At 30.3% G+C, this 11,587-nt stretch carries 10 protein-coding genes and 1 rRNA gene; all 11 read left to right on the top strand.

What is annotated here, in order from left to right:
- The first annotated feature begins 62 nt into the window (after window positions 1–62).
- The 11 genes from ACLGL0_RS06860 (at window position 63) to ACLGL0_RS06910 (ending at window position 11,535) form a co-directional block, all read left to right on the top strand.
- Window positions 63–389 (top strand): hypothetical protein, encoded by a 327-nt coding sequence (locus tag ACLGL0_RS06860; protein WP_314558352.1) that lies wholly within the window; start codon window positions 63–65, stop codon window positions 387–389.
- Window positions 379–1,419 carry a V-type ATPase subunit gene (locus tag ACLGL0_RS06865; protein ID WP_411014131.1) on the top strand — a complete coding sequence of 347 codons (1,041 nt, stop codon included), beginning with the start codon at window positions 379–381 and terminating at the stop codon, window positions 1,417–1,419. Before ACLGL0_RS06860 ends, ACLGL0_RS06865 begins: the two co-directional genes overlap by 11 nt.
- 20 nt (window positions 1,420–1,439) lie before the next feature.
- On the top strand, window positions 1,440–3,422 hold the full coding sequence (locus ACLGL0_RS06870; protein WP_411014132.1) for a V-type ATP synthase subunit I: 1,983 nt from the start codon (window positions 1,440–1,442) through the stop codon (window positions 3,420–3,422).
- Between the two features lie 10 nt (window positions 3,423–3,432).
- Complete coding sequence (locus ACLGL0_RS06875; protein WP_411014133.1) at window positions 3,433–3,855, top strand: ATP synthase subunit C; 423 nt, start codon at window positions 3,433–3,435, stop codon at window positions 3,853–3,855.
- Between the two features lie 9 nt (window positions 3,856–3,864).
- Window positions 3,865–4,173, top strand: coding sequence for a V-type ATP synthase subunit F (locus tag ACLGL0_RS06880; RefSeq protein ID WP_411014134.1), 309 nt, complete (start codon window positions 3,865–3,867; stop codon window positions 4,171–4,173).
- Window positions 4,174–4,184: 11 nt separating this feature from the next.
- On the top strand, window positions 4,185–4,787 hold the full coding sequence (locus ACLGL0_RS06885) for a V-type ATP synthase subunit E (RefSeq protein WP_411014135.1): 603 nt from the start codon (window positions 4,185–4,187) through the stop codon (window positions 4,785–4,787).
- Window positions 4,788–4,814: 27 nt separating this feature from the next.
- The gene (locus tag ACLGL0_RS06890) at window positions 4,815–6,590 is read left to right on the top strand and encodes a V-type ATP synthase subunit A (protein WP_411014136.1); all 1,776 of its coding nucleotides are present in this window, start codon (window positions 4,815–4,817) and stop codon (window positions 6,588–6,590) included.
- 8 nt (window positions 6,591–6,598) lie between these two features.
- Entirely contained in the window at window positions 6,599–7,969 is a 1,371-nt protein-coding gene (locus tag ACLGL0_RS06895; protein WP_411014137.1) for a V-type ATP synthase subunit B, read from the top strand.
- Between the two features lies 1 nt (window position 7,970).
- Window positions 7,971–8,588 carry a V-type ATP synthase subunit D gene (locus ACLGL0_RS06900; RefSeq protein WP_411014138.1) on the top strand — a complete coding sequence of 206 codons (618 nt, stop codon included), beginning with the start codon at window positions 7,971–7,973 and terminating at the stop codon, window positions 8,586–8,588.
- 83 nt (window positions 8,589–8,671) lie between these two features.
- Window positions 8,672–9,472 (top strand): NAD(+)/NADH kinase, encoded by an 801-nt coding sequence (locus ACLGL0_RS06905; protein WP_233056255.1) that lies wholly within the window; start codon window positions 8,672–8,674, stop codon window positions 9,470–9,472.
- A 537-nt stretch (window positions 9,473–10,009) separates the two neighbouring features.
- A 16S ribosomal RNA gene (locus ACLGL0_RS06910) occupies window positions 10,010–11,535 on the top strand.
- Window positions 11,536–11,587: the final 52 nt, after the last annotated feature.

Raw genomic sequence — 11,587 nt, forward strand, 5'->3', positions numbered from 1 at the left:
ATTTGGAAGTGCATTTTTACGAATGCACTTTTGTTTTGGAAAAATTTAGAAAGGAGGCATGTATGGAAAGTTTTATAGAAAAAATATTCGATATTGATAGGAATGCAGAAGATTATCAAAAACAATTAGAAGCTGAAAAACAGAAGTTACTTCTTGATAGAAAAGAAAAACTTAAAGCTATTGATGAAGAGTACAATAAAGTTTTAGAAGAAGAACAAGAAAATCTTAAGCTACATCTTTCTAAAATTGAGCACGAAGATAAGAATAAACTTGATGAATATAATAAAAAATCTTTAGAGATAAAAAATGTTTTTGAAGATAAAAAGGAAAGCTTGGTTAAAAATATTGCTAGTTCCCTTTTGGAAAGTGGTGAGTTTTATGGGGAATAACTTTAATTCAATTAATGCTAAAATTGGAGTTTTAAGAAAAGGAATATTAAATCAATCTGATTATGACAAAATTTTATCTTTTGAACAAAGACATGAAATTGTTGATTATTTAAAAAATAATATATTATATAGAAATGAAATACCATTGTATGAAGAAAGATCTATGAGAAATAGATATGATACAGAGTTCATGCTAAATAAAATTGAAGCAGAGCTGCTAGGAAGATTAAAATTTTTCCTTTTTGGAGAGGATAAAAAGATTATAGAAGCTATGCTTATGAAATATGAATTTAAAGATATAAAAATAATTCTTAGAAGTATTGTTGAAAACGAAAAGATTGACTTGGAAAGAGATACAATAATGTATAAGAAAAATAAACATATTGATTATTCTAAACTTGTAAATTGTGAAAATTTTAATCAGGCTTTGGAAGTATTGAAAGGTACGATTTATAAAAAAGCTATTGCTTCTCTAACAGATGATGATATTTTTAGACTACATTTTCATGTTGAAATGAAATTGGATAGTTTGTATTTTTTAACAATGAAAAATGCAATTGATAAATTATCAAAATCGAGTCAAGTTATTTTTAATGATTATTTTTCAACACTTATTGATACAATTAATCTTCAATGGATAATCAGAGCTAAAAAATATTATGATTTACCGAATGAAGAAATTTACAGTTATAGTTTGAGGTTTGGGAAATATATTAAAGGTGAATTTTTAAAGGATTTGATTTATAGTGATAGCGTGGAGGCCATTGTTGAGAAGATAAAGAAAACAAAATTAAGATATACTCTTGAAGATGCGAATGGAAATACTATTATTTCAAATAGAAATATTAAAGAATATGTTTATCTTAGCCATTTAAAGAAACTTAAAGACTATGATAATTCAATTTCAACTTTGCTTAAGTTTATTATTCAGTTAAATATTCAAAATGAAAATTTAATTAGAATAGCAGAAGCGAATAAGTATAAACTAAGTAAAAGTGAAGTAAAAGAATATTTGATTGATATTCATTGATTTAGTTAGGGGGTGCTAAATTGGCTGTTGAAAAAATGAAGATGATGAATCTTGTTGCTTTAAAACGTGATGCTCACAGTATCTTGAGAGAAATTGTTTTGAATGGGTCTATTCATATAACAAATTCTGGAAATTCTGAAAATTTCACAATGAAGTATATGGATTCTCAAATCGGAATTTTTAATGATATGGGGGTTGAAGTAGATAAAATAAGACCTTATCATCGTGAAAAAGTATTTAAAAAGAGAAAGTATAAAGAACTTCTAGATCAAATGTTTGACTTTTTTGATACCAAAGAAGAAGATATAACATTAAATGAGTTACAAAATTTAAATTATAGTGAAAAATTAAAATTATTAGATGATATATCAGAAAAATCTTCTACTATTAAGTCAAAAGAAGATGAAAATAGAAAAAAGAGAGCAGAGATTAAGATTTTATTAAATGCTATGGAGTATTTTTCTGATAATGATATGAAAATATCAGAATTTTATAAATTGAAACATATTAATTTTGATATGGGACAAATTTCAAAAAATTCATGGATAAAGTTAAAGGCAAATTACGAAAATATTAAAGGGATTGTTGTGCATTTAGGCACTAGCAGTTATGGAGAAACAGTTATAATTTTTACACCTTCCATTTACGAAAGAGATACAAAATATTTTATTCGTTCTTTGTCATTCGATAGAATTGGACTTCCTAATTTGGATATTTCTTTTAAAGATTTTATAAAGAGTAAAAGTGAAGAATTAGAAAGTCTAGAAAGAGAGCAAGAAGAAATTCTAAAACAGAAAGCTGAATTTAAAAATAAATATTGGCAAGATATTTTAGGATTCTATTATAGATATAAGATTATCGAAAAAATTGAAGAGCTTGAAGAACATATTGCTGAAAGTAAAAACTTTATATTGTTAAGTGCTTTTGTTCCTGAGTCGAAAGTTGAAAGTATAAAAAACTCTGTCGAAAAAGTATCAGACAGTGCTGTAATATATTTTGAAGATGACACAGAAATTCCTTCAAAATTTAAGATTCCTACAAAATTAAAGAATAACTTTATTTTGAAGCCTTTTGAAGCATTAGTTAAAATGTATTCAATTCCAGATTATAAGGAAACTGATCCGACACCGTTCTTTGCAATAACATATCTATTATTATTTGGAATGATGTTTGGAGATGTTGGACAAGGTTTAATTTTTGTTATTGCAGGAATGTTATTGTCGAAAAAACTTGGCGTGATAGCTAAAATTATCCAAAGAATTGGATTTTCATCAATGTTTTTCGGTTTTGTGTATGGAAGTGTTTTTGGAATTGAAGAGTTAATTCCAGCATTAATCATTAGACCTATGAATGATATAAATACAATATTAGTCGCAACAATTGGTCTTGGCATTTTAATGATAATAATAGCATATTTTATTAACTTTAGAAATTTGAAGATGAGAAAAGAATTTGGAAAATTATTTTTTGATAAAAACGGATTATCCGGATTTTTATTTTATATCTCATTTATAGTAATTGTATTAAATACTGTTTTATTTAAAAAATATGTAAGTGTAAATGTATCTTCAATGATTACAATAGTAAGTGTTGTATTTTTGGTTGTAACTTCAACATTGATGTTTATGAAACCAAAACTTGTACCTATGATTAGCAAAACAAAAGAAAATGAAGAATTTTCTCCTGTTGAGAGTGGATTTGAAATGTTTGAAACTGTTATGGGCTTTTTTTCAAATACTCTTTCTTTTATAAGAGTAGGAGCTTTTGCTATAAATCACGTGGGACTTTTTATGGCGTTTCATGCTTTGGGGCAAATGCTTGGTTCAAGTGTTGGAAATATATTTATGATTGTTTTAGGAAACATATTTATTGTTTGTCTTGAAGGACTTATAGTTTTCATTCAAGCAATAAGATTAGAGTATTATGAATTATTTAGTAAGTATTTTAATGGGGAAGGAATAAATTATGAGCCATTAAAAGTAGACTTAAAAGAAGAATATTAGGAGGAAAATTATGAAAATTACTTTAGTATTAATTACATTAGGAATTGGAACAACAATTTTAACAGGTTTATCATATTTAAAAAAAGGAAAGAAAACTACAAAATCAGGATTGAAAAAAGCTATAGCAATTAATGTCTTTTCAATTTTAGCTTTATTTTTAATGGGACTAATCCCTGATGTTGCATTGGCTGCAGAAACTACTCAAAACACTGCAAACTCAGCAAGTGGTATGGGATATTTAGCTGCTGCATTATCAACAGGTCTTGCAGCAATTGGTACAGGAATTGGTGTTGGTCAAGCGGGATCTGCAGCGATTGGAGCAGTATCAGAAGATTCTTCAATTTTAGGTAAAACTTTAATTATTCTTGGACTTGCTGAAGGTATTGCAATTTATGGACTTATAATTTCAATTATGATTTTACAAAGAGTTTAGGAGATTTTTATGATAAGTTATCTTATATCTGATAATACAGATACACTTGTAGGAATGAGATTAGCTGGGATAACTGGAATTGTTTTAAAAACCAGAGAAGAGGCTTTGGAGGAATTTAATTCTTGCCTAAATAATAAGGAAATAGGAATTTTAATTTTAACTGAAAATATTTTTAAGCTTATAGAGGAGGAAGTAATGTTAGCAAAGTTAAAGAATATTTTTCCACTAATAGTTGAAATTCCAGATAGAACAGGTTTAAAAAGAGATCCAAATTTCATTACTAACTATATAAACGAGTCAATAGGAATAAATATATAAGGAGAAATCTTGTGATAACAATTGAAGATAAGATAGAATCATTTAAAAGAATCTTAAATGAAGAGATTGATGATAAATATGATGAAGAATTAAAGAAAATTTCTTTAGAAACTGAAAAGCTAATTGCTGAGTATAAAGCAAAGAAATTTGATGAAATTGAAAAATTAAAAAGAGATTATAGAGCTAAACTTGAAAATAAGACAGATAAATTTCGTTCAAAAACTTTAAAAGAAGGACAAGATATTATTTTAAATACAAATAAAGAGATTTATGATGAATTTTTTAAATCCCTAAAAGAAGAATTAACTAATTCTTATATGACTGAAAAAGGTGAGTTATATTTGAAAAAAGCTTTAAATAATGTTAAATCAGAAATATCTTCTAATGATATAGTTTATGTTTTTGAAAAAAGTTTTGAAAGAGATAGAAATATAATAAAAGAAATATTAGGTGAAATAACTATTGAAAAAAATCTTACTATAAAAGTTGGTGGTTTTGAAGTTGAAAACAAAGAAAGAACATATAGATTAAATTATTCTTTAGATTTTCTATTAACAACAAAATACCAAAAGATTTTAGCTCAATTAAAAAGAGAATTGGGAATGGACAATTAATAAATAATTGTAATGAGGAGAAAGGTAATGAGTAATATACCTAAAATAATTGATATAAATGGTCCTGTTGTTAAAGCAGACAGTATGGGAATTTACAAAGTTAGGGATATGGTTCTAGTTGGAGTTAAAAAACTAATTGGGGAAATCATATCTATTGACGAAGATATAGCTACTATACAAGTTTATGAAGAAACACAGGGTTTAAAAGTAGGAGAAACAATTGAAAGTACGAATGTTCCTCTTTCAGTAACATTGGGTCCAGGAATTATTGGAAATATATTTGATGGTATTCAAAGACCTCTTGAACAAATTTATTCAATGACTGGAGAATTTATTGCAGAAGGAATTGGGCTTGTTTCAATTGATAAAGAAAAAGAATGGGATGTTGAAATACTTGTAAAAGTTGGTGATAAATTGTCAGCTGGAGAAATTTTTGCAACAACTCAAGAAACAAGTTTTATTAAACATAAAATTTTAGTTCCACCAACTGTTAATGGTGAAGTAATTGAAGTTTTACCTTCAGGAAAATATAATTTAGAAACAAATTTAGTAATAATAAAAGACGAAAATGGAAAAATTCACAATTTAAAAATGTATCATAAATGGCCAGTTAGAATTCCGCGCCCTACAAATTTAAGGATGCCAATTTCAAAACCTTTAATTACAGGACAAAGAGTACTTGATGTTTTCTTTCCAATAGCAAAAGGTGGAACATCAGCACTTCCAGGAGGATTTGGTACAGGAAAAACTATGACTCAACATCAACTTGCAAAATGGTCAGATGCAGATATTATAGTTTATATCGGCTGTGGAGAACGTGGGAATGAAATGACAGATGTTCTTGAGGAATTTCCAAAATTAATAGATCCAAGAACTTCAAAGCCACTTATGGAAAGAACAATTTTAATAGCAAATACTTCTAATATGCCAGTTGCTGCTCGTGAAGCATCAATTTATACTGGAATAACTATTGCTGAGTATTATCGAGATATGGGTTACCATGTTGCTATTATGGCAGATTCTACCTCAAGATGGGCAGAAGCTCTTAGAGAAATATCAGGAAGACTTGAAGAAATGCCAGCGGAAGAAGGGTATCCTGCTTATCTTCCTTCTAGAATTGCTCAATTTTATGAAAGAGCGGGTTATGTAAAGACTCTTTCAAAAGAAGAAGGTTCTATTACTGTAATCGGAGCAGTTTCACCTCCTGGTGGAGATTTTTCTGAACCGGTTACTGAAAATACAAAGAGATTTGTTTCAGCTTTTATAGGTTTGGATAAGAATTTAGCTTATATAAGACATTATCCTGCAGTAAACTATCTTACAAGTTATAGTGGATATACTTCATTAATCAAAGAATATTATGATGAAAATGTATCACCAGAACTATTGAAATTAAGAGCAAAGATGATGGAACTTCTTTCAGAGGATAATAAATTGAACCAAATTGTTCAATTAGTTGGTGAAGATGTTTTACCAAATGATCAAAGAATTGTTATAGAAATTGCAAAAGTTTTAAAGAAGGGATTTTTACAACAAAATGCAATGCATGAAACAGATTGCTATGTTCCTTTAAAAAAACAATTTGAGATGTTAAAAGTAATAGATAAGCTATATATAAATTGTACTTTAGCTGTTAAGGAACAAGTTTCTCTAACTGAAATAAAGAATGATGATTTATTTGAAGAAGTTATTAAGATGAAATATAATATTCCAAATGAAAATTATGATGAAGCATTTGAAGAATTGAATTCGAAAATAGATAGTTATTATACTACTTTGATTAGTGAAAATCAGGGAGAGTAGGTGATAAGATGCAAAAACAATATTTAAAACTTGAAAAAATAGATGGACCTTTGATTGTACTTAAAGGTGTAGAAAATGTAAGTTATGATGAAATGATGGAAATTGTAATTGACGGTAATGAAAGAAGAAGAGCAAAGGTTGTAAGAATTCAAGGAGACAAAGTTATAGCTCAAGTATTTGAGGGGACAACTGGAATTTCTACTGAAAACTCTGCTGTAACTTTTACTGGATCTCCTCTTGAAATTTGTCTAACTAAAAATATTTTAGGAAGAACTTTTAATGGAGTTGGGGAACCTATAGATAGTGGTGATGCCATAATTTCTGATAAAAAATATAATGTAAATGGTAGACCTATGAATCCTGTAGCCAGAGAATATCCAAGAGATTATTTAGAAACAGGAATTTCAGCTATTGATACTTTAACGACTTTAATAAGGGGTCAAAAACTTCCGATTTTTTCATCAAATGGTTTGACACATAATGCATTAGCGGCTCAAATAGTTAGACAGTCCAAATTGAAAAATTCTGATGACAAATTTGCAATAGTATTTGCTGGAATGGGGATTAAATACGATGATTATGAATTCTTTAAAAGTGCTTTTGAAGAATCTGGAGCATCATCAAGAGTAGTATCATATATTAATTTAGCTGACGCTCCAATTGTTGAAAGAATATCAACACCTAGAACTGCTTTAACGGCTGCAGAATATTTAGCTTTTGAAGAAGGGATGCATATACTAGTTGTTATGACTGATATTACAAGTTATGCTGAAGCATTAAGAGAAATTTCTTCTGCAAGAGAAGAAGTTCCTAGTAGAAAGGGATATCCAGGATATCTATATTCTGACCTATCAACTTTATATGAAAGAGCTGGAATGGTTAAAGGAAAGAAAGGTTCAATTACATTAATTCCAATTTTAACAATGCCAAACGATGATATAACTCATCCAATTCCTGACCTAACAGGTTTTATTACTGAAGGACAAATTGTTCTATCAAGGGAATTATTTCAAAAGAATATATATCCACCAGTAAATATTTTGCCTTCTTTATCAAGACTTATGAAAGATGGTATTGGTGACGGATATACTAGAGAAGATCACGATCAAGTACAATCTCAATTATTCGCTCTTTACTCAAAAGTTATAGAAGTTAGATCTCTATCACAAATAATAGGAGAAGATGATTTAACAGAAATTGATAAAATTTATATGAAATTTGGTAGACAGTTTGAACAAAACTTTTTAAATCAAAACTTTGATGAGGCTAGAACAATTGAGGAATCTCTAGATATTGCTTGGGATTTGTTTAAGCTTTTCCCTAAAATAGAGTTAGATAGATTGGAAAGTAAATATATAGAAAAATATGGAAGGTGGTAATATGATTCAAAATATTGCTCCTACAAAATCAAATCTATTAAAAATTAAAGATGATTTAAAATTATCGAAAGTAGGATATAATCTAATTGATAAAAAAAGAACTGTTCTTATAAAAGAAATGATGCAACAAATTGAAAAAGCTAAAGAAATACAAGAAGATGTAAGAATCCTTTTTGAGAAAGCATATTCAGTTTTAAAAGAAGCAAATATAACTATGGGAGTTATGAATGTTCAAGATATTTCTTTATCAATAGATAAATCAGAAAGTTTTCAAATTTCATATAAGTCTATAATGGGACTTGATGTACCAAGTGTAAAGTATGAACACGGCACATTAAGACCTCATTATGGTATGTATATGACAAGCCCTGCTATTGATGAAGCTATAAAAATGTTTCAAAAAATAAAAAGACTTGTATATAGACTTGCTGAAACAGAAAATACTGTTTATAAGCTATCATTAGAAATAAAGAAAAACCAAAAAAGAGCTAATGCTCTAGATAAAATTCAAATTCCAAATTTAGAAGAAACAGAAAAATATATTTCTGAGGTTCTTGAAGAAAAAGAAAGAGAAGATTTTTATAGATTGAAGAAAATTAAGAAAAAGAAAAATGTTTAAAGGAGCTATAGCTCCTTTTTTTCTTGCTAATATATTTTGTATATGATAAAATACTTTTATAGATTAAAATAAAAGGTGAAATTATGAAAAGATTGATTAATATATTCTTTAATGATAATATTAAATCATTAAAGGCTTTTATAAAAACCAAAGAATTATTTGAGAAAAAAGGGTTTGAAGTATCTCAAAAATATAGAGAAGAAGCTGAATTAAATATCTGTATAGGTGGAGATGGAGCATTTATAAGAGGAGTACATAATTCAAATTTTCCGAAAATTCCTTTTGTAGGAATAAATACAGGAACACTTGGTTTTTTTCAAGAAATTAGTTTTGATAAAATTGAGAAATTTATAGATGATTATTTAGAACAAAAATACTTTGTAGAAAAGATTAGATTACTAGATTGTGATTTAAAAACTAATGATATAGTATTTACTAATAAATGCTTAAATGATTTTGTAATAAAGTCTAATAATTCCGAAGTTATACATTTAGATATATTTATCGATGAAAATCATCTTGAGACATTTGCAGGAGATGGATTAATTATATCAACTCCTTCAGGAAGCACAGCTTATAATATGTCTGCTGGAGGAAGTATAATGTACCCAACACTAAGAGGATTTCAATTAACTCCTTTAGCACCAATATTCTCAAAAGTTTATAGAACGATTTCAAATTCATTAGTAATTCCTGATACATCAACATTAAAAATTGTTCCATTAGAAAATCAACATAAGAAAATAAGCTTTGTTATAGATGGAATTGAAAAAGACTATACAGATGTAGAATATTTTGAATTTAAAAAATCACTATTTAAACTATATAAGTTAGTATTCAATGAAAATTGGTATTGGATAAATATGAAAGATAAGTTCTTATAAGAAAATCTTATAATTGAATGTAGATGTATAGAAAATTAATATAAGTAAATTGTTGAAATTATAATTAAATATGATATAATGTAAATAGATATAAAGCGTAAATAAAAGATTGTATTATAAAACAAATGACAATGAGTTTATTTAGTTGCTTTTTCATATAATGTTCCGATATAAAACAAAAAAGACAAGCTTTAACACTTGTCTTTTTTGTTTTTATAAAAAAATTAAAATAATAAACTTAAAAAATTAAAAAAATATGTCAAAACGGTATTGACGAGAATAAATATGACTGATATAATATTAAAGCACATAAAGTGCAAGATATTAAAAAAACTATTTAATAATTATGAAACACATATAAAGTTTTAAAAAAATTTTAAAAAGTGTTGACAAATTAAAAAATAGGTGCTATAATATCAAAGTCGCAAGAGTATTGCGGCAATGAATCAAGAAAAGTAAACAGTGATAAAAACTTTGAGAGTACAAAGAAAAACAATAATTTGGTGTAACAAAAAGTCAGCGAGAGCAGACGAACTTTTAATAGAGAGTTTGATCCTGGCTCAGGACGAACGCTGGCGGCGTGCTTAACACATGCAAGTCGAACGTGATTTTTATGGAAGGACCTTCGGGGACGGAAGTAAAATGAAAGTGGCGAACGGGTGAGTAACACGTGAGCAACCTACCTTACACAGGGGGATAGCCGTTGGAAACGACGATTAATACCGCATGAGACCACAATACTGCATGGTATAGGGGTCAAAGATTTATCGGTGTAAGATGGGCTCGCGTCTGATTAGCTAGTTGGAAGGGTAAAGGCCTACCAAGGCAACGATCAGTAGCCGGTCTGAGAGGATGAACGGCCACACTGGAACTGAGACACGGTCCAGACTCCTACGGGAGGCAGCAGTGGGGAATATTGCACAATGGGGGAAACCCTGATGCAGCGACGCCGCGTGAGCGAAGAAGGTTTTCGAATCGTAAAGCTCTGTCCTATGAGAAGATAATGACGGTATCATAGGAGGAAGCCCCGGCTAAATACGTGCCAGCAGCCGCGGTAATACGTATGGGGCGAGCGTTGTCCGGAATTATTGGGCGTAAAGGGTACGTAGGCGGCCTTTTAAGTCAGGTGTGAAAGCGTGAGGCTTAACCTCATTAAGCACTTGAAACTGGAAGGCTTGAGTGAAGGAGAGGAAAGTGGAATTCCTAGTGTAGCGGTGAAATGCGTAGATATTAGGAGGAATACCGGTGGCGAAGGCGACTTTCTGGACTTTTACTGACGCTCAGGTACGAAAGCGTGGGGAGCAAACAGGATTAGATACCCTGGTAGTCCACGCCGTAAACGATGAATGCTAGGTGTTGGGAGTCAAATCTCGGTGCCGAAGTTAACACATTAAGCATTCCGCCTGGGGAGTACGGTGGCAACACTGAAACTCAAAGGAATTGACGGGGACCCGCACAAGCAGCGGAGCATGTGGTTTAATTCGAAGCAACGCGAAGAACCTTACCAAGGCTTGACATATAGTTGAGTTATTGAGAAATTGATAAGTCCCTCGGGACAGCTATACAGGTGGTGCATGGTTGTCGTCAGCTCGTGTCGTGAGATGTTGGGTTAAGTCCCGCAACGAGCGCAACCCTTATCTTCAGTTACCAGCACGTAAAGGTGGGGACTCTGGAGAGACTGCCGATGATAAATCGGAGGAAGGTGGGGATGACGTCAAATCATCATGCCCTTTATGTCTTGGGCTACACACGTGCTACAATGGTTGGTACAACGAGAAGCGAGATAGTGATGTCAAGCAAAACTCTAAAAGCCAATCTCAGTTCGGATTGTAGGCTGCAACTCGCCTACATGAAGTCGGAGTTGCTAGTAATCGTGAATCAGAATGTCGCGGTGAATGCGTTCCCGGGTCTTGTACACACCGCCCGTCACACCATGGGAGTTGGCAATACCCGAAGCCGCCGATCTAACCGCAAGGAGGAAGGCGTCGAAGGTAGGGTTAATGACTGGGGTGAAGTCGTAACAAGGTAGCCGTATCGGAAGGTGCGGCTGGATCACCTCCTTTCTAAGGAGTACTAAGAACGACAGTTCAAAATTTAATTCTTAGTTTTATCACT

It is taken from the genome of Parvimonas pharyngis (genome assembly GCF_046569675.1).
Taxonomy (GTDB): domain Bacteria; phylum Bacillota; class Clostridia; order Tissierellales; family Peptoniphilaceae; genus Parvimonas.